Here is a 19,514-nt window from a genome sequence, read left to right as displayed (position 1 = left end):
CTTTTTTCCATTCTACCATATTTTAACCGGCATAGAGTCCTTTTATTTCCATTATATACCGGCTTTATTGTTTTCCCCCGGCCATTTGAAAGCTCTCCGGCAGCCCCTTTAGTTTCAATAAGGCCAGCGGCCCGATGAGAGCGCCACATCCCAGGGCAGCAAAGGCCAGTCCCCAGGAATGGGTGGTGTCCAACAACAGGCCAAAAACAAGGGGAGAGATAATGGTCACCGCAAACCCCATGACCGACTGGATGCCCAGGGCCAGTCCGGTAAGATCTTCATCCACCAATTCCGTAATGGCCGTTGAATAAACGGGGCTGTCCCCGATGACTAAGAAACCGTATAAAACAGCCCATAGCCCGGCGGCCCAAAGGGACCATGGACCCACCCAGCCAATGGTAAAAGAGCAAAAGATACTTCCCAAAAGAAAGATTAAAATGATATTGATGCGCCCATGCCGGTCCGATAAAGCCCCTCCTACCCAGGTGGCAATGCTGCCGATGATGATGCTGAATCCGCCAATGATATTGCCGTACATTTGGGCGTCCTTGGCCGGAAAGCCCTGCAGCCCAACCATGGCTACCATAAAGGGACCAATCCACGGCCACATGGCATGGAGTTCCCACATATGGCCCAGGTAACTGGCATTAACTGCCATACTGGGTGGCCGGGTAACTTTGCGCACCAATTCCCAGGTTAATTTATTTTTCACTGTCCTTACCGGTATCGGCCCCAGCCGGTAAACCAGAAAAGCTCCCAGCAAGGCACCCAAGGAAGTGAGGATGATTAACAAGTCCCAGGACAGCACCTTTGCCAGCATCCCGGATAAAAGTAAGGAAGTACCGGTTCCCACCACCAGGGAACTGACATAAATGCCGATGGCTTTTCCTCTCTGTTCCAGTGGAAAAATTTCAGCCAACAGCTTCATGCCGGGAACATAGACCCCGCCCATACCTATGCCCGCAACAATCCGGAAAAAGAGCGCACTGTAAAACCCTTCGGCCCAAAGAGCGAATAATATGCTGGCCAACCCGGTCAGCAGCGAGCCGGCAATAAATAGTTTCTGGGGGTTGTGATTGTCACTTAAAAAGCTAAAAAAGAAAACCGCTATGACGTAACCCAGTTGAAACATGGAGACAATCATGCCGGCCTGAAAGTTGCTCAGCATCCATGCCTCTTTTAATGGGGCAAGTACGGCTGAAAAATTATACCATATCTGCATCACTAAAAATTCCGCTAAACAAAAGGTCCATAGTATCCGTCTGAGCCGACCGGCTTCCTTCATCTTGGATAAACTCCCTTAATGCGCTAATGACTTCTATTTTTTATACGATGGATTCAATCATCCCAAGTCATGACGACATCATTACCAGTTGACATTATCCTATACCCCTATTTCTTTTTTGTCAATTGGTTATTAACCCTCTTAACCAATTACATTTTAAAACAATTTAAAAAGCCGCTGACTTTAAACTGATCAGCGGCTTTTTTACCCAGAGGGTTATTTTATTCTGATTAAAATAAACCTACGGTACGACCGTAGTCATCAATATCAACCTTGTGTGCGGCCGGCTTGGAGCCCAGTCCGGGCATGGTCCGCATGGCACCGGCCAGGGGATAGAGGAACCCTGCCCCTACCGAAGCACGGATATCCCGGATGGGAAAAATATAATTTTCAGGCAGGCCTTTCATGTTGGGATCGTGACTGATGGAAAGGTGGGTTTTAGCCATGCAAATGGGCAGATGGCCCAAGCCCAATGCTTCAAATTGTTTTATTTTCCGCTCGGCTAGAGGTTCGTAAACAACACCGTCGGCATTATAAATCCTTTTGGCCAATACCTCGATCTTTTCCTTGATATTAAGGTCGTCCGGATAGAGAAGCTGAAAATCCGCCGGCTTTTCACAAGCCGCTGCCACAGCCTCGGCCAATTCCACCGCTCCTGCCCCGCCATCGGCCCAAACGGTGATGGGATAGGCTCCCAGGGCCCCGGCTTCCAGGGCCATCTTCCGGACTAGAGCCACCTCCGCATCGGTATCCGGCGTAAACCGGTTGATGGATACAACCACCGGAATGCCGTAGCTGCTGGCAATGTTAATGTGATGAATAAGATTGGCACACCCCTTTTCCAGGGCGGCTAAATTCTCTTTGGTTAATTCTTCGGGCAGGGGACGTCCGGCCACCACATTACCGAGACCGCCATGCATTTTTAAAGCACGGATGGTGCAGGTAAGCACCACACAACTGGGTCTTAACCCGGACTGGCGGCACTTGATATCCATAAACTTCTCCATCCCCAGGTCCGACCCGAAGCCGCTCTCGGTGACCACATAGTCCGCCAGCCGCAGGGCAATTTTATCCGCCAGAACCGAACTTTGTCCATGGGCAATGTTAGCAAAGGGACCGGCGTGCATAATGCAGGCTTGACCTTCCAGGGTTTGCACCAAATTGGGTTTAATGGCCTCTTTCATCATTACGGTCATGGCCCCGGCTGCTTTCAGGTCTTCGGCGGTAACCGGGTTGCCGTCGTAGGTATAAGCCACAATCATCCGGCCCAGTCTCATGCGGAGATCCGGTAAACTATCGGCCAAAGCCAGCACCGCCATCACTTCCGATGCCACCGCCATATCAAAGCCGGTTTGCCGGGGGTAACCGTTTTCTTTGCCTCCCAGGCCCACCACAATATCCCGGAGGGCCCGGTCATTGGTATCCAGCACGCGGTTCCACATCACCGTCATGGGGTCAATATGCAAAGGATTGCCCAGCAAAATGGAAGTGTCAATCATGGCGGCCAACAGGTTGTTGGCCGCCTCCACGGCGTGAATATCACCGGTAAAGTGAATATTGATATCTTCCATGGGGACCACCTGGGAATATCCGCCGCCGGCCGCACCGCCCTTAATGCCAAAAACCGGTCCCATGGAGGGCTGACGCAGGGTGGTAATTACTTTTTTGCCGATTTTGCCCAGGCCCTGGGTCAGTCCGATGGTGGTAACGGTTTTACCTTCACCCAAAGGGGTCGGCGTAATGGCCGTAATATCAATGAGCTTTCCCTGGGGACGGTCATTAAATTTTCTCAACACATCCAAATTGATTTTGGCCTTGTATTTTCCGTATAAATCAATGTCATCTTCGCTTAAACCAATGCTTTTAGCAATTTCCGTTATGGGTTTCATTTGATGAGCCTGGGCAATCTCCAGGTCGCTGGGTACATATTTCATCAGGAATAAAAACCCCCTATTCTCCTCTAATCCTTATTAATCCGGAACAAGAGGGTTTCTCCCCCCCTGAACCAACGGCAGAGTTACGGCCAGCCTTTACTCCTTAGCCTTGGCTTTGCTCTCTGCTTTTTGTATGAACTTGTCCTTTACAATCACAAATCTTTCATGAACTCCCGCGCCAATGGGGCCGCTTTCATCAAAGGCTTCCACCCGAAAAACCAGCCGCTTCCCGTCAATTTCCATTAATTCGGCCTTTGCCTTGACTCCCAGCCCCAGGGGTGTGGCCGCCGTATGCTTGATATTCACCAGCGTGCCCACGGTGGTTTGTCCTTCCGGCAAATAGGAATCCGCCAGTTCCAGGGCCGCCTTCTCCATCAAGCCAATCATGGCCGGGGTTGCAAAAACATTGACCCCGCCGCTGCCATAGGCAATGGCTGTGTTTGTTTCATCTACGATTGTTTCTACTTCCCGGGTCAAGCCCGGTTTTAATTCCGTTGTCATGCACAGGCCCCCTTATGGTTTTATTTACATAAAAATGCAGACATTCACTTCTTATATTTTAAAAGAAAAAACTCCAGTTTAAAACTGGAGAAGTTTCTTACTCGTAAATCCAGGAATCCACTGCGCGACCATAGTCTACCAATTCCTCCGGCCGGAAAAAGATGGCGATTTCCCGCTGAGCACTTTCAACCGAATCGGAGCCATGGATAATATTGCGTCCCACATCAATGCCAAAGGTTGCACGGATGGTGCCGGGTGCAGCTTTAAGGGGGTTGGTGGCCCCCATCATTTCCCGGGCGGTGGCCACCGCTTCTTTTCCTTCAATGACCATGGCCACTACCGGACCGGAAGTGATAAAGTCAACCAATCCTTGAAAGAAAGGTTTGCCGGCATGTTCCCCATAATGCTTTTCAGCCACTTCCCGGGGGATCTGCATCATTTTTAATCCAACAATTTTGTAGCCCCTCTGTTCAAAGCGGCTGATGATTTGACCCACCTGCCCCCGCTGTACGCCGTCCGGTTTCACCATTAAATAGGTCCGTTCCATTCTTGTTACTTCCTCCCATATAAAAACATTGTGCCACAGACTCTTTCTTGGCAAACTATTGATCCGCAGGCTTTTCTAAACCGGCATCCTGCATAATTTGCGCAAATTCTTCCGCTTCCAGGGTCTCTTTTTCCATTAACTTCTGGGCGATGAGATCCAGTGTGGCCCGGTGCTGGACCAGAAGATCCTTGGCCTTGCCGTAAGACCGGTCAATCATCTTGCGCACTTCCTGGTCAATGGCAAAAGCCACTTCCTCGGAATAGTTTCGGTCCCGGGAGATATCCCGGCCCAGGAAAGGCGTCTCCTGCTTGTGTCCCAGGGTTAGGGGCCCTAGCGCGTCGCTCATGCCGTATTCCATAATCATTTTACGGATGATGCCGGTGGCCCGCTCCAGGTCATTTTGCGCACCGGTACTAATCTCTTTAAGCACCACATCCTCCGCCACCCGGCCGCCCAGGAGCATGACAACCTGATCCAGCAGCATGGACCGGGTCATATAGTAGCGGTCCTCCTTGGGCAGCAGCAGGGTATAGCCCCCTGCCCGGCCCCGGGGAATGATGGAAACCTTGTGCACCGGATCGGTATTGGGCAAAAGATAGCCCATCAGGGCATGCCCCGCTTCATGATAGGATACCAGCCGCTTTTCCTTATCGGAAATCACTTTGGATTTCTTTTCCGGTCCGGCAATGACTCTTTCGATGGAATTTTCCAGTTCGCTCATGCTGACTTTTTTCTTGCCAAAACGGGCGGCCAGCAAAGCCGCTTCATTGATTAAGTTTGATAAATCCGCTCCGGTAAAACCGGGGGTTCGACGGGCCAGTACACTCATGTCCACATCTTCATCCAGGGGCTTGCCCTTGGCATGAACTTTGAGAATTTCTTCCCGGCCTTTAACATCGGGAGCGTCCACCACAATTTGCCGGTCAAAGCGTCCCGGACGCAGCAAGGCCGGGTCTAAAATATCGGGACGGTTGGTGGCGGCCACAATGATAATTCCTTCATTGGGACTGAAGCCATCCATTTCCACCAGCAACTGGTTCAGGGTTTGTTCCCGTTCATCATGGCCGCCGCCCAAGCCGGCGCCCCTTTGCCGGCCCACGGCATCAATTTCGTCGATAAATACAATACAGGGAGCATTTTTCTTGGCCTGCTCAAACAAATCGCGCACTCTGGAGGCGCCAACCCCGACAAACATCTCCACAAAATCGGAACCGGAGATGGAAAAGAAGGGAACGTCGGCTTCTCCGGCAACAGCCCGTGCCAGCAGCGTTTTGCCCGTACCAGGCGGTCCAAAGAGCAGCACTCCTTTGGGGATCTTGGCGCCAATTTCGTTGAACTTTTTGGGATTTTTGAGGAAATCCACAATCTCAACCAGTTCTTCCTTGACTTCATCGGCCCCGGCCACATCCTCAAAGGTGACTTTTTTCTTTTCGTCCGTATGTAATTTAGCCCGGCTTTTACCAAAGGACATTACCCGGTTGCCGCCGCCCTGGGTTTGCTGCATCATAAAAAAGAACAGCAGTACAAAAATCAGAATGGGAAGAAGAGTGGTCAACAGCCCGGTCCACCAGGAAGGTTCCGGCGGGAGGCTCTGATTATACTGTACATTTTTTTCCGCAAGCTTCGGGAGCAAGGTCTCGTCCTGAACGGACCCATTGGTCTGAAAGTCCCTTCCGTCTTTGAATTTACCTTTAATGATGTTGGTAAGCTTGTCGGTTGTAATATCCACACTCTGTATTTTATTTTGATCCAGAGCCGTTATAAACTCATCATACCGCAGTGGAACGATGGTCGTCTGTTTTTCTCCTGTAAACTGGATTAAAAATATAATCACCAGCACAATCAAAAGGTAGATGCTAAGGTTTTTAATAACCTTATTCAAAAATGCCACTCCTCCCTGAAAAAGCCCAAAGCTTCAAGATAATGAATATTTTACCACAACCACAGGGTGTTATCAATTTACGTATTATTACTATTCCCATTTTCCAGACTCAGTAGAATTACTTTCCGGGTGGCGGCGGTTATCTCTATGCCGGCAGCCATTCTAACTCCGGCTGCCCATAGGATTCGACCGGTACTTTCTTCAATCACCAACGGAATTCTATCGCGCAAGCCTCTGGGCACCTTGCGGTCAATGAATAACTTTTTTAGCTTTACTTCCTTCCCTAATCCAAAAGGCACCAGCACGTCTCCTTGGCGCCGGGATCGGACCATCAGGGGCAGGGTAATTCTTTCGTAGTCCAGTGCAATGGTTCCAGAAGACAGCTCCCGGAGGTCCGGGGGTACTTCCTGTCTGTCAACCACGCTGACCACAATACAAGCTCCAGCTTCCGGCAATTCTGTTCTCCCGGGGACCTTCAGGGAGCGCAAAAAAGGTTGGGGGGGAGCAAGAACGTCCCCCTTAAACAGGGTAACGGTTTGTAAACTCATCTTTGCCTTTACTCCGCAAGGCAGCTCAAGAATTTTTTCCGGGCCGCCTTTTTCCAAACGTTCCAGAATATCTTCCACATGGTCAAAGGTAAGATCCTGCCGGTTGCCCTGGATTTCTTCCCAGGCCAGCCGGATCATTCTTCTGGCTAAAGCCCTGGTCTGCAGGGATAGGGCTTGACGGTCCAACACCACCTGCCCCGGTCTGCAGGAAGCTTGAATCTGCCGGTAGGCCTGCCGGGACAGTTGTTCCAAAAATTCATGTTCATCCCGGAGCTGCCCCGCCATACGGGCCAGCACCGGCACAATCCCGGGGCAGTACTCTTCTTCCAAAAGGGGAAGCAGCCGGTTACGGATTTTATTGCGCAGATAAATACTCTTTAAATTGGATGGGTCCAGACGGGTGGCAAGCTGATGTTCGCGGCAGTACTCCTCAATCTCCCTGCGTCTGACCGCTAAAAGAGGTCGGATATAAAGATTTTCCCGCATGGGCGCCATCCCCGCCAGCCCTTGCAAACCGGAACCCCGAAAAAGGTTCATTAAAACCGATTCCGCTTGGTCGTCGGCATGGTGACCCAGAGCCAATTTATTGGCTCCGGTGGCCCGCAAAACTTCGCGAAAAAAACAGTAGCGAACCTCCCTGGCCGCTACCTGTGCGGAAAGGTTTCTTTCCCGGCCATAGGCCGGAACATCCAGCGCTCTGACTGTACAGGGCAGGTTCCAGCGTTCAGCCAAGTCCCGGACAAAGGAAGCATCCCCCTTTGCTTCCTCCCCTCTGAACATATGATTTAGATGAGCCACATGCAATTGGATATTCAGTTCCTCCCGCAAAGAAAACAACAGATGTAACAGTGCAACGGAATCCGGCCCGCCGGATACCCCGACCAACACCAAGTCACCGGAAGCCAACAGGTGGTGCCGGGTAATCTCCGAGCGGACTTTATCCAGTAAGCCCATAAAAAAGGTCTCCCTCAACTACCATTGATAACAAGTTAGGATTCAACGCTTTACCAAAAATCTCCTTCAAAACCGGTGAATATTCCCTTTAAATGATTTAACTTTATCTTTTCCGGCTTTTCCCCATAAAAAACCCCGGTTTGCACAAATCCCCCAGCTTTATTTCTGCTTGTGCCCTTCAAAAGTCCCGGCATCTTTCTTTCTCAACGTTTATACTTCATTATTCTATGCGCCGCAAACAAAATTAAAACAGCCCGGCTGCAGCAGGCTGTTCATGTTCTAGGAATCTGACTTTTCCAGCCGGGCGGTAATTACGGTCATATCATCCGGTATGCCTCCGCCGGCAGCCTGCCGGGCCTGATGCAGTATGGCTTCGGCCATTCCCTGGGCATTTACGGCCCTTAACTCCTGGAGTAAACAAGTCATCCACTGATCCTTTTCCAGATGCCCTGAATAAGCATCCAAAATTCCGTCGGTAACCATGACCAGCCAGTCGCCCTCTTCTAAAACCCGGTTCACCGAAGTGAATTGGATATTTTCCAGCACTCCTACCGGAAGCGCGTTGGCTTTTACGATGCCAACCCTTTTCCCCCGGGCTAAATAACTAGGCACTGCGCCGATTTTAAGAAAAGTTCCGTTCCCGGTATAAAGGTCCAGCACCACCAAATCAACAGTGGAAAAAGTTTCTTCCGTGGATCGCAGCATCATAATGGAGTTTACGGTTCTTACGGCCAGATCTTGACCAAAGCCGGACTCCAGCAGGTGTTCCAGCAGGGAGACCACCGTGCCGCTTTCTTTGGCTGCCTTGGGGCCGGTGCCCATACCGTCCGACAGGAGCAAGGCCACTCTGCCCTCTTTTAACTCAATGATCGAGTAACTGTCTCCGGAAATCGGATGACCATCTTTGCCCAGCTTGGCCACCCCAATATCCAACCGGTACTTTAAGGCCGGGTAGAGTTTAAAGGTACACAGGTCTTCCCCTTCCTTAAGCTGGCATTTGGTGCTGGCCACGTTAAAGGCTCGCCCCACCACTTTGGAAACAACCGGCGCAATGGTAAACCGGCACTCCATTTCTCCCCGGCAGGCTTCTTTGACAATGCCAACCTCCATCAAACCGTCTTCCTTGTGCAGTGTATATAAATCCTCTATGTCAATCCCTAGTTTTTGAAAGCGATACTTTAGGGCTTCGTCAATTTCCCCGTCCAGCTCCACATCCAGTTCCAGCTCCCCCGAAAGGCTTTCCATGATTTGAGAGACTCCCTTGAGCTGTTCCGACACCAGTTCCCGGCTTTCCAGCAGGCGTTGCTGCCAATAGCGGTTTACTTTATAGGTCTCGTATAAACAAGTAATGGTAATGCACATTTCCTTTAGCCGGGCGCAGCGTTTCTTTAAGTCGTCGGAAAGATCCTCCACGCTGATTTTCCCCTGGATCTCAACCACTGACAATATATCCAGCAGATTTTGATAGGTGCGGTAGTAATCCCGTTCCCAGCAGGTCCGGTAAAGGGCGCAGCCTTCGCAGACTTTTTTACTCACTTCCGCAAACAATTGCTGCAGCCCCTGTTCTTCCTGTGACTTTTGGACGGTGGAAGAAACCTGTTCAAAACTTCTGGATAATTCGGAGAACACCGAAGACCAATCTTTGATCCGGTTAACGGTTAGTTCCCTCAACCGGCTCTCCTGGATGGGCGTGGGAACCGGCGCCTCTTTGCTGCTTCCGGGCAGGTGCTCTTTAATCTTTTCTTGCACAACGGCAGGCACCAGTAAAAACAGTACGGTGGCAATGGCCGTCTCCGCAAGGACGGTTTTCAGGTTTCCGTAATCCGAGACGTAGACCGACAAGAGGATGTTGCCCAGCAGAAAACCCACTGCCACGGCAAGTTTACCGAAGGAACGGGCCGCCCCCGCCAGTAAGCCGGCAAAGGAGAAGGCTCCGATAATGACCGGCGATACCACAAAGGCAAAGCCCGGAATAACCCCCACAATGGCGCCGGAGGCCGCCCCGATGCCGGCTCCTCCGGTTAAGGCGCCCAGCAGGATCACCAGGCGGCTCATAACCCCCCGTAAAGTAACAAACTGGTATTCCAGGTTGGCGGTTCCGGCAATAATGCCGGCCATTAAAACCATAAAGCAAAAGGCCGTTTCCCCGGACAGGGTCTTCCGGACGGCTCCTCTGGCAAAGGGTTCCAGGCATTGCAGAAAAATAAAAGTCAGAACTCCGGCAAAAAAAGACTCAAAGGTAGCGGTTATATAAGAATAAAGGGCAGGTCCGTGAACCGTAATAAAAACAACTCTTACCGCAAGGGTCACCACCGTCACTAAACCCGGCACCACCAGCAGGGGGCGGTTGATTTGGGATTTTATGGAGGACATAGCCAGGAAGGCAGCAGCCACCACCGCCACGGAACTCCAAAAAGCAAAGCCTTCGGTTACCGTAAACAAGCCTACCATTACTGCCGCAGCCACCAGAGGGAGGGGCTCAAACAACCAGGCCGCCGCACAGGTAAAGGCCACCCCGAAAGGAGACAACTCTCCCAGCAATAAAACCCTGCCTAAAAAAAATCCCACTAAACTAAGAATGAAGGCTTCTTTGGTCAGTGTCTTTGCCACCCAGGCCAGGGAAAAGGTCCTGCCGCCGAATTCCGTCTTCTGGGAGGGAGTACCAATGAAGCGAGGCGTCTTTCTTTTTCCCGGCCCCCGGCCGGACCTGTGGTAGGTGTAAATATCAACGCGATCAAACAACAATCCCACCCCTTACTTTCTCACTTGGCTCCATTATAGTACAGAGGTGGGGAAATGATTGTCACTATTGGTAACTTATTCCATTTTTATTCCGACAGCGATCGAGCTAATTTTATAACCAGTCCATGCAAGATATCTGCTTCCGAAACTCTCAGGCCGGGTAAATTCAAGCCTTGTAGGACAATCTCAATAATTTTGACTCCGGCTAAAATGATGTCGGCCCGCTGAGGCTGCAATCCCTTAATTTTTTTCCTTCCCTGGGGACCGGCTGCTGCCAGAACCGCATACAGCCTTTCAATTTCCGCTAAAGGAAGGTAGCTGCCGTGCACCAACTCCGGTTGATATTGCTCCAATTGCAGGGACATGGCCGCCAGGCTGGTGGCTGTCCCGCCTACGGCCACCAGGGATAAATCTTTGGCCGCCTGTTCTCTGATTCTTTGCAGGGTGTCCGCCAGCATTGCGGTGATTTGTCCGGGGGAATGTCCTCCCTCGGTCATACGGACCGCTCCCACCGGGCAACTGACGTATTGGATCCCCTGCTTCTCCGGCCAAATCATTTCGGTACTTCCGCCCCCAACATCCAGCACCAAGGTTGACTCCGAGCAGCCCGACAGTCCTGAGAGAACCCCCCGGTAGCTGGCGGCAGCCTCTTCCATCCCCGATAATACAAGCACTTGCAAACCGGTTCTCTGCTTCACCCTTTGCAGAAACTCTTCTTTATTCACAGCATCCCGAACGGCACTGGTGGCAGCCGTAATGATTCCCTTTGCCCCAAAGACATGGATCTGTTCTAAAAATTGCTCCAAGGCAAGAAGGGTGCGTTCCATGGCCTCCGGCAGCAGACTGCCCCCGTTAATTCCCTGCCCCAGGCGGGTTGTGATTAGGTCTGTTTTTACCGCAGCAACCCTCTCCCCTTCAACCTCGGCCAGTAACAACCGGGTGGAGTTGGTTCCTATATCAATTCCGGCAAGACGCATGGATATCTCCTTTCGGCCCCCAGGTAAAATTCGTATCGTAGTGTAGGTAATGCTTATGGGTCTAAAGGAACGCGGATTTAACGGATCAGACGGATTGACACGGATTTTATGCTTCTCTTATACAACAATCTCAAGGAAATCTGTAAAGAACGAATTGAAAATGGAAAAATATTTGCTCTTAACTTTGTCCATTTCATTTTCAATTATATTGAAATCCGCGCTAATCCGCGTAATCCGTTAAATCCGCGTTCTATTATCTAAATAAGCCCCAAGCTATTCCCAAAGGAATACAAATAAGCATTCCCCTTAAAGGAATGCTTACAAAGTTCAATTATTAAAACCTTGAATTGCCACGGCCTCCCCTTTTGGAATCCGTGTGCCGCTTTAATTCTGACAAACGTTCATCACTGTCTTTGATAAAACGGGCCAGTTTGTCTTCAAAGGATGGTTCAAATTTGGGTTTACGGGGCCCCCGGAAAGACCCGCCGGGATTTGCAGAGGGGTTGGCCTGCTTTAAGGATAAACCAATCTTTCCCTTAGGATCTACAGAAATAATCTTTACTTTCACTTTGTCGTTTACCTTAAGGAACTCGTTAATATCCTTAACATAAACCGCAGCTACTTCTGAAATATGAACAAGTCCTGTTTGACCGCCGGGCAATTCCACAAACGCACCAAAATTCGTAATCCCTGTAATAACCCCTTCTACGATGCTACCTTGCTCCAAAGCCATAAAAATACAAGTGCCTCCTTAATGGCAAACAACATTACTTATTTAAAATTATATGGTAATCACCCAAGAGGTGTCAATAACATAGCACTAGTCATATATGTTCTTATCTCTTACATTGAAGGGATTTTCCTGTTTATTTGTCTCCGGTGTCTTTGGCATCTCCTGGGATCCGGCAGCTTCAGGGCTTTGGGTGGGCACCACCAGGGTCTCTCCCGGCTTAACTAGGCCAAGTTGTTCTCTTGCTACCTGCTCCACATAGGCATCCGACTTTATTTTTTTGATTTCTTCCCGTAACGCGGTATTCTTCTGCTTTAGCTCTTCCATCTGGCCTTGAATGGTTTCTACATTGGTCTGCATGGCATGCAGGTAACTGATCTGGCTTCCCAGGGAAAAAATCATATATCCTACCACTGCTAGGCAGACAAATAAAATCAGCCGGGTACCTCCACGGTTCCTCCGATGCTTGGGAGCTGGTTCCTTATTTTTCTGGTGCAGCTTTAATTCTGCCACCTTCCCTTTATCCGCGGAAATCATTTACCCAGTTCCTCCTCGTCCTCGGGTTCAAATAATCCGAGGCTATTACCCGGTATCACAATTACAACCTGGTATCCTTTGGCCCTTGCCCGGTTAAAAAGCGTCGCCACGGAACTCGGACTTAATTTTAATTGTTTGGCTATCCGCTCGGTGGAATAACCCATTTCTTTCAAGGTAACCACTTGCCGTTCTCGAAAACTAAGTTTTTCGGCACCTCGAATTTCTACCTGCAACGGACTTCAACCCCTGGTTCGTTCAGCACTTATTCCTATTATGGACAAAGCAATTACAAAGCAATTACATTATACCCACAAATTTACTACAACGCCAGTAGATTTCCTGCTAAAGAGGTACAAACTTTTCTGCAAAAAAAGACAAAACAGGACCTTGGTCCTGTTATTCCCGGTCTTTATATTCAAAAATGGGGAAAATAGAGGCAATTCGATTTCTTAGCTTTTGTTTTAACCGTCTTACCGGTTTCCCGATCAGTCTGCCGGTCACTTTATTCAACACTTTGGCGGTCCAGCCCAGAGGTACGGCCACCATCAGGTATAGGATTCGAAAAGGCAGGCATAGGGCCTTCCAAATCAATGCCAATAACATTAAAAGCCATAATCCTAACTGGCGAATGGCCCGAAAAAACAAATTCAACAGAGAAGTTGTGCTGCGGCTGAAGAAGTTCAGATATAGGATCACGCCCAGGGCTAATCCCAGGAATACATATAATCGAACCTCTCCCCAGTTGCCCAGAAGCAATAAAATGAAAACAACCCCGGTTAAAATAAGCCAGAAAAAGATGTCTCCAAGGGCGGTTCCAAACCGCCGGAGCCTTAATGTTCCCCTGGTCACTTTATAAAGATCGTAACAAAATCCTGCTACCATACCGATTAAAATGGTCAACGCAAAATAGTAAAACTGATCCAGCAAGGGAACCAAACCATGCACCACCCTCCACGCCAGTTCAGGCAAACCCGGTTATTTCAGCAAACGGTTCATTATTCCTTTGCCTCTGGACTTGCCTCCCTTGGCATTGCGGCCTTCGATATAGGCAATCCCGTGAATATATCCTTCCACCACCAGATTTCCCTCGTCAAGATTAAGATGAGTAATGTGCATTCCTTCGCCCTTTAACTGTAAAAAACCCATATTCGTATCCAGGGTAATTTCACTTTCATCAAAACTCCCTACATGCTGGACCCCATCCAAGGTTAATTTTTTTCTTTCATCAATGGTCAAAAAATGTTTTCCCTTGCCTTCCACAATACCCCTCCGTTCCCAGCCAACTTGCAAATTCAGTAATATATATGCCTGTAGGATTAGGGGTATTCCTTTTATCCTCTGCACTTTACAGGGATTCAAGGAGTAAAAAAATAGTTAGGCTTCTCGGTTGGAGAAGCCTAACTTCATTCCAGTGGATTATTAAAACTTCATTAGTTTATATATTTCATTTTTTTGAGTGTTTCAAAAGCTTTTTCAATTTCTGCTTTAGTAAATTTATCGTGTTTAATTTTTATAACTTCGTCAACAACCTTATCTTTAGAATAATCATCAGAAAACTGTTTTAATGAATTGGCAATAAAGTGAGTTGTCGACCACAATTCTAATGTTTTTGGATCTTCGGGCAGATTATTAATAACTTCATCAATGATGTATGCATAAAGATTAATATACTCTTGATTTTTTTTTATAATTTCATCCGCTCTATTGCCTGAGGTAATGCTAAATCCTATTCCTTTCTCTTGCATGTTTATAGCGCCCAGAAGTTCTAAATTATCTGACTGGTAATCCAGTTCAGAGGAATAAGGTCCATAATGATGTATTCTGAAATTTAAAGTTGTGGGAACTCCCTTGGCATCTAAGAAGTACATGTATTTCTGAAATGCTTTTTTTCCATGAACAGTACCCTTTTTTTTAACAAGATAAGCAACTAGTGACGGTAAACTCATTAGTTTCCACCTCCTTTTAAAATTACATATCTCATATCAGCATAATCTTTTACCTCTTTGGCATTTTCCTCGTCAGTATAAACTCGAAAGATATAAATCGGTTCTTCTAATTTTGCAACTATAGGTGCTTTATCCCTAAAGGAAAAAGCTTCTGTGGCACTTTGATTACTTAACACATGGATGGTTGGTGTCCCGTCAATATCAAATTTAATCGGTGCCTTTTGATATTGGTCTACAATTACTTGACTTGATTTATATCGTGACTCTAGTTCGTCCTTTATCCGGGTTTGGTAAGCCCTTTCTTCTTTTAATGGCCTTGGATCTGTTTCCCAAACACATTTTAGATGCTTTCTATTCAAAAACCTCTCTGCCCAAAGACTTGAAGAATTCTTGGCTTCTTGTAAAACGGCATCATCATCCCATAGTATAAATTTTTCTGGGTTAGTAGGCAACCTCTTTTTGCCATTTTTTTCTAACAATAAATCTTTTAATAAATTCACCATAATTTTATCATATATTCTTCTCGTCCTATGCAGATAAACTTGAGCAAACATAAAATACCGGGCTAAGATAAGACCTTCAACCGCTTGTACCCCATCATGATCTACCCCGACTATCCATCCCCCGTCTTTTGGAAAGAGGTTAAGTACATTCAAAACTCTATCTAGATCATAATATCCATATTTTACCCCTGTAAATAACGAGTCTCTTAGAAGATAATCCATCTTGTCAGAATCTAATTCAGAACTAAAAATATTTGTTATTAACTGTTCTTCTTTTGTAAAAACTTGCCCCATAATCATGGCCGCAATATCTTTGGACCCAAAACCGTGCTCTCTACCTATTTTGTCAATGATTTGGCCAATTTCCGTTTCTGTAATCATTTTTGCCGCCATGCCTTCGTGCCCCTTTAGGGCGGCATCGAAGAGATCATCTGAAACATGAGAAAACGGAGCATGACCTAGATCATGTAGCAATGATGCCAATCTTAGCATTTGTTTGTATTTTTCTTTTTCAGCAGAACTCCATCTCAAAACGGTTCCACGCTTTTCCACTAACTTATCAAAAATCAAAGAAGATATGTGCATAACTCCTAGAGAATGGGGAAAGCGGGTATGTTCCGCAGCAGGATATAATAAATAAGTAGTCCCTAACTGTCTAATCCTGCGAAGCCTTTGGAAATACCTTGTATCAATTATTTTTCTTTCATCACAGCTAACACTAATAAATCCATGGATAGGATCTCTAATCTCAGGCATAAGAAACCCCCATTTTATTGGAAACCGGTAAATTATTTCAATATTCTATGAATTATTTTATTATCCTGTTTTTCTCATCTATTATTTTTATGCTGCGTAAGCCATATATGATTAAAAACTCCCCATTACCAGATAACTTTTTGTTAAAAAGAGGCATCTCTTCTTTATGTTCTCGACATTAGGATTCATCCTAAATCATATTGCGTTTGCTGATATTTCCACTACCAATACGCATTTTTTGAAATCCACCCAATGAAGACAGAATGGTAAAGCAAATACTTTTGAGAGACAAATAACGGAACCCAAAGGAATATCCTTTAGACAAAAAAACGGCCCGAAGGCCGCTTTATTTATAAAGCTTTTGTATTTCGATGTCCTTAAAGTAAAATTTAATAATTTCCTGGGGTGATTTGCCTTGCAGAGCCATATTTCTGGCGCCCCACTGGGACATTCCCACCCCATGGCCGTATCCCTTACCGGTTAGCACCAGATTGCCCCCTTCCACTGCCACGTTGGTCAAAAACATGGAGCGAATTTCCGTGCTGCCGGCTGCCAACCGGAAGGCAGGACCTCCTACCTGAGTATTATTGATGCTGAGTTTCATGGTGCGTCCCGAAGGCCCTTTCTGGGCAATGGCGGCGGAATTGAGGGGGCCGGAATCCTGCCCGGATATGCTTTTAACCGCTTCCCGGACTTTTTCGCCGGGGATAGTGGCGGTCCATTGTTTGATCTCCGGTAACGTGTTTTCCAGGGACATGGGGTCGTCGATATTGGCTCGGATGTAAGGAGTCTGAGTCTTCTGGTAAGCTAATCCCTCCAGGGCACTGGCTGTCTTGCCCCCGTTGCTGGCGGAAAACCAGGCCTTGACATAGTCGCCGTTGTAGGTGATGACCTGTCCTCTGGTCTTCTGTACCGCTTTTTTTACATTTTCATTAATGCGGGAAGGGTCATAGGCTTGTGATTCTTCCACACTGGTGGAAACATCGGTGCCGTGAAGTTCTTTCACTCGTCCGGATTCTATGTTTTCCATGGTAAAAGTCCGGGCCAGGATCGCTTGTGCCGCCAGGGCATCCACAGGCCAGGTGGGTTCCATTTCAGCGGCAACCACCGCCGTAACATACTCTTCCATCAGTATATTTTTCTTCTGTCCGGTTTCATTATCATACAGGGAAATGGTCGGCTCCTCTTTTAAAGACTTTGGCGCGGGTTTTCTTTCGGGTTCTCTGGCGCAACCAACCACCGTGATGGCTGCCACTAAGATTAAGATGAAAAAAAGACGGCCTAGGGTTTTCATGTCCATTCCTCCATTTTCTTTTTGTTATTTTTTCACCTTAATCTAAAAATATAAGTCCTTAAAAAAATAACAGGGTACTTTCTAAAATTAGAAAGTACCCTCAACCATCCTGTTGTTATTCAAGAATTTTATAAAGACGATCCGCTTCCTTTGCAGGTATGGTCTCTTTAATCTCCAAAATTTCAAAAATAACTTTTCTTGAACCGAAATTCAGCTCAACCCTGTCTCCTGGCTTTACCTCCAACCCCGCCTTGGCCACCCTACCGTTCACCGTGGCATGACCGCTATCGCAGACTTCCTTGGCCAGGGTTCGACGTTTTATCACCCGGGCAACTTTGAGAAACTTGTCCAGTCTCAACGGGAATTTCTCCGGTTCTGCCTTAAAGACTACTCAACGGACAGGTTAGCCACTGCATCTTTTAATACTTTGCCGGGCTTAAACACAGGAACTCTGGTAGCAGGAATTTGGATGGTCTCCCCGGTCTGGGGGTTACGACCTTCACGAGCTTTACGGGGTTTGGATTCAAAAGTACCAAAACCCACCAACTGGATCTTGTCGCCTTTGGCCAGTGCTTCCTCAACACTGCTTAATACCGCAGATACTGCTTTTTCAGCATCTTTCTTGGTCAATTCGGTTTTTTCTGCTACGGCAGAAATTAGTTCAGCCTTGTTCAAATAAGGACCCTCCTTGGTTTCAGAGTAACTATTTGCTATTTCGCTATATTCTTTAGTTTTCCTCCTAAAAAGGAAATTTTATCTAAAAAATTTTGTAAAAATAGGTATTTTCTTCAGAGTAAAGACTTTTTATGGAAATATCTTCGCTTCTTCCCACCACTGGTCCATTTGTTCCAGGGTCAATTGGGACAATTCTTGCCCGGCTTTGGCAGCCTGCTGCTCAATGTAATGAAACCTTTTGATAAATTTATTGGTGGTTTTCGTTAATGCCCCCTCTGACTCTACTCCCAGCAGCCTTGCCAGATTTACCACCGCAAAGAGCAGGTCTCCCAGTTCCTCCGCTACTTCTGGAGCTTGTTCCTTGGCTAATGCCTCCAGAACCTCATTTAATTCTTCTTTTATCTTATCCACAGCACCGTGATAGTCCGGCCAATCAAAACCCACCCGGGCGGCTTTAACCTGAATCTTTTCCGCCCGCATTAAAGCGGGCAACTCCCGGGGTATATTGGCCAGATAGGACTTCTCCCCAACGGCGGCACCCTTTTCCTGGGCTTTAATCTTATCCCAGTTAATCAAAACTTCCTGACTATTGTTTACCTGGGTGGTGCCAAATACATGGGGATGTCTTCTCAACATCTTCTCGGTTATGGATTGTATCACCTCATTCATGTCAAACTGCTTATTTTCCCTAGCGATCTGCGCATGAAAGACGATCTGTAATAATAAGTCTCCCAATTCTTCACATATTTTATACATTTGCCCTTCATCTAAGGCATCAATCACTTCATACGTCTCTTCAATGAGATATTGCTTTAAGGTTTCATGGGTTTGCTCTCGGTCCCAGGGGCAGCCCCTTTCCGACCGTAAAACGCCCATCACTTCCACCAAAGGATCCAGGGGAAAAGAACAGTCGTATACCGCATCCACACCCGCTCCCTCAATTTCATCATCCAAAGCCCCCTGATCTCTGGCGGGAATTTCTTTCAAAGGCTCTATATAGATGCTGGTAAGATGATCAATCCACTCCAGGCGATCCAATTGGTATAAGGGAATTCTTTCAACCCTTTCCTCTCCCGGAACACCGGCTGCCCTTACAACGGTGATCTCATGCTCATCAGGATAATGCTCTAAAAGGGTGAGCTTGGCTTCACCTGCCGTAATCCGGTCATAAACCTGTGTGAGAACGGTTCCCATCCTTGGATCCGGGTGTTGTTCATCCAGCCGCAGGGCATCAATCACATGCAAGCCCCGGCAAAGGTCTAAGCGCAGGGTAGACGAAAGGGCATCCAGAAAGCTCATGGCCGGCAGAACGTTTACCTTTACATTCCCTTGCCCGGCTCTTTCCAGGATTAAGCGAACGGACTCCTCGGCCACCATGGGATGTCCCGGCACAGCATAAACCAGCGGACCTCCCTGGGCGGCCTCCAGAATTTCCTCGGCAATTCTTTCATAAACCTTTTCAAAAGTATCCGCCTGATGATAATAATGATCCATGGTGGCGTATTTTATTCCTGCTTGCCGCAACCATTCCACCGTAGGATGAATGGCCGTCCGGAAATAAACCGGAACACCCGATTTCAGGTGTTCCCAGACCTGCAACGGGAGCATTCCCGGATCCCCCGGACCCAACCCCGCAATGATAATCAGCTTGTCCATCTCAATCTCCCTCCGATTCTGCTTAAGGGTATTCCTTATCTTGTTCG

General features: G+C 47.7%; 19 protein-coding genes. All 19 read right to left on the bottom strand.

The features are described 5' to 3' along the window. Positions 1–64: 64 nt before the first annotated feature. Complete coding sequence (locus DESRU_RS01035; protein ID WP_013840283.1) at positions 65–1,285, bottom strand: MFS transporter; 1,221 nt, start codon at positions 1,283–1,285, stop codon at positions 65–67. Positions 1,286–1,515: 230 nt separating this feature from the next. Beyond that, positions 1,516–3,219, bottom strand: a complete 1,704-nt coding sequence (locus DESRU_RS01030; RefSeq protein ID WP_013840282.1) for a formate--tetrahydrofolate ligase — start codon at positions 3,217–3,219, stop codon at positions 1,516–1,518. Between the two features lie 96 nt (positions 3,220–3,315). After that, on the bottom strand, positions 3,316–3,720 hold the full coding sequence (locus tag DESRU_RS01025; RefSeq protein WP_013840281.1) for a thioesterase family protein: 405 nt from the start codon (positions 3,718–3,720) through the stop codon (positions 3,316–3,318). 97 nt (positions 3,721–3,817) lie between these two features. Beyond that, on the bottom strand, positions 3,818–4,267 hold the full coding sequence (gene ndk / locus DESRU_RS01020; RefSeq protein ID WP_013840280.1) for a nucleoside-diphosphate kinase: 450 nt from the start codon (positions 4,265–4,267) through the stop codon (positions 3,818–3,820). Positions 4,268–4,322: 55 nt separating this feature from the next. Continuing rightward, entirely contained in the window at positions 4,323–6,149 is a 1,827-nt protein-coding gene (gene ftsH, locus DESRU_RS01015; protein WP_013840279.1) for an ATP-dependent zinc metalloprotease FtsH, read from the bottom strand. Positions 6,150–6,226: 77 nt separating this feature from the next. Beyond that, positions 6,227–7,651, bottom strand: coding sequence for a tRNA lysidine(34) synthetase TilS (gene tilS / locus DESRU_RS01010; protein ID WP_013840278.1), 1,425 nt, complete (start codon positions 7,649–7,651; stop codon positions 6,227–6,229). Positions 7,652–7,930: 279 nt separating this feature from the next. After that, entirely contained in the window at positions 7,931–10,402 is a 2,472-nt protein-coding gene (gene spoIIE / locus DESRU_RS01005; RefSeq protein WP_238446336.1) for a stage II sporulation protein E, read from the bottom strand. Positions 10,403–10,479: 77 nt separating this feature from the next. Next, the gene (locus DESRU_RS01000; RefSeq protein ID WP_013840276.1) at positions 10,480–11,370 is read right to left on the bottom strand and encodes a Ppx/GppA phosphatase family protein; all 891 of its coding nucleotides are present in this window, start codon (positions 11,368–11,370) and stop codon (positions 10,480–10,482) included. Between the two features lie 334 nt (positions 11,371–11,704). Further along, on the bottom strand, positions 11,705–12,103 hold the full coding sequence (locus tag DESRU_RS00995) for a S1 RNA-binding domain-containing protein (protein WP_013840275.1): 399 nt from the start codon (positions 12,101–12,103) through the stop codon (positions 11,705–11,707). Between the two features lie 87 nt (positions 12,104–12,190). Beyond that, a complete protein-coding gene (locus DESRU_RS00990) occupies positions 12,191–12,637 on the bottom strand; it encodes an FtsB family cell division protein (RefSeq protein WP_013840274.1) in 447 nt (148 codons plus the stop codon). Beyond that, positions 12,634–12,870: a helix-turn-helix transcriptional regulator gene (locus tag DESRU_RS00985; RefSeq protein ID WP_013840273.1), complete on the bottom strand. Its 237-nt coding sequence runs from the start codon at positions 12,868–12,870 to the stop codon at positions 12,634–12,636. Before DESRU_RS00985 ends, DESRU_RS00990 begins: the two co-directional genes overlap by 4 nt. A 163-nt stretch (positions 12,871–13,033) precedes the next feature. Next, positions 13,034–13,606: a spore cortex biosynthesis protein YabQ gene (gene yabQ, locus DESRU_RS00980; protein ID WP_238446335.1), complete on the bottom strand. Its 573-nt coding sequence runs from the start codon at positions 13,604–13,606 to the stop codon at positions 13,034–13,036. Positions 13,607–13,612: 6 nt separating this feature from the next. Then, the gene (yabP, locus tag DESRU_RS00975) at positions 13,613–13,897 is read right to left on the bottom strand and encodes a sporulation protein YabP (RefSeq protein ID WP_013840271.1); all 285 of its coding nucleotides are present in this window, start codon (positions 13,895–13,897) and stop codon (positions 13,613–13,615) included. 170 nt (positions 13,898–14,067) lie between these two features. Next, on the bottom strand, positions 14,068–14,583 hold the full coding sequence (locus DESRU_RS00970; protein WP_013840270.1) for a hypothetical protein: 516 nt from the start codon (positions 14,581–14,583) through the stop codon (positions 14,068–14,070). Next, complete coding sequence (locus DESRU_RS00965) at positions 14,583–15,842, bottom strand: HD domain-containing protein (RefSeq protein ID WP_013840269.1); 1,260 nt, start codon at positions 15,840–15,842, stop codon at positions 14,583–14,585. The genes DESRU_RS00970 and DESRU_RS00965 overlap by 1 nt, the downstream gene beginning before the upstream one ends. 346 nt (positions 15,843–16,188) lie before the next feature. Next, positions 16,189–17,136 carry a SpoIID/LytB domain-containing protein gene (locus DESRU_RS00960; protein ID WP_013840268.1) on the bottom strand — a complete coding sequence of 316 codons (948 nt, stop codon included), beginning with the start codon at positions 17,134–17,136 and terminating at the stop codon, positions 16,189–16,191. Positions 17,137–17,251: 115 nt separating this feature from the next. Next, a complete protein-coding gene (locus tag DESRU_RS00955) occupies positions 17,252–17,494 on the bottom strand; it encodes an RNA-binding S4 domain-containing protein (protein ID WP_013840267.1) in 243 nt (80 codons plus the stop codon). 29 nt (positions 17,495–17,523) lie between these two features. Then, positions 17,524–17,850: an HU family DNA-binding protein gene (locus DESRU_RS00950; RefSeq protein WP_187290635.1), complete on the bottom strand. Its 327-nt coding sequence runs from the start codon at positions 17,848–17,850 to the stop codon at positions 17,524–17,526. Between the two features lie 90 nt (positions 17,851–17,940). Further along, entirely contained in the window at positions 17,941–19,467 is a 1,527-nt protein-coding gene (yabN, locus tag DESRU_RS00945) for a bifunctional methyltransferase/pyrophosphohydrolase YabN (protein ID WP_013840265.1), read from the bottom strand. Positions 19,468–19,514 lie beyond the last annotated feature (47 nt).

This window comes from Desulforamulus ruminis DSM 2154 (assembly GCF_000215085.1).
GTDB classification, from domain to species: Bacteria; Bacillota; Desulfotomaculia; order Desulfotomaculales; family Desulfotomaculaceae; genus Desulfotomaculum; species Desulfotomaculum ruminis.
The sequence above is the reverse complement of the archived record's forward strand: the minus strand, read 5'-3'. Positions and strand labels throughout refer to the sequence as shown.